1 protein-coding gene is annotated in these 439 nt (G+C 31.2%); it reads right to left on the reverse strand.

Annotated features, from left to right (window positions below; translation table 11 throughout):
• The coding region (locus K0039_RS21545) for a DEAD/DEAH box helicase (protein ID WP_438948080.1) at positions 1 to 439 on the reverse strand (439 nt) is incomplete at both ends.

Consider the following 439-nt stretch of genomic DNA (forward strand, 5'->3'; position numbering starts at 1 on the left):
TCGCATAACGTATTTCTTTTTGTAATTTCAAACTAAATATACTTCTATTTCCTTTATCTAACTCATCTTTCATGTCTACCACTTCAATGTTTGGAAGAGGCTTATCATTTGCTCTACTTTTTATATTTATAAGTTTGTATTCTCCAGATTTTGCCCTATAATACTCTTCAATTGAGGGCGTTGCTGAACCTAAAATAAGAGTTATATTATTTTTTAATGCCATAAATCTAGCAACTTCTATAGCATTAAATTTTGGATTCTTCTCAGACTTATATGATGACTCATGACATTCATCAATTATTATTAAGCCTAAGGAATTAAAAGGTGCAAATAAAGCTGACCTAGCTCCAATTAACACTCTTACTTTACCTGCTTTGACAGCTTTGTAAACATCATGTTTTTCTCCTTCAGATAGTTTACTGTGGAACACTCCAACCAA

The organism is Terrisporobacter mayombei (genome assembly GCF_020748465.1).
In the GTDB taxonomy this organism is placed as follows: domain Bacteria; phylum Bacillota; class Clostridia; order Peptostreptococcales; family Peptostreptococcaceae; genus Terrisporobacter; species Terrisporobacter mayombei.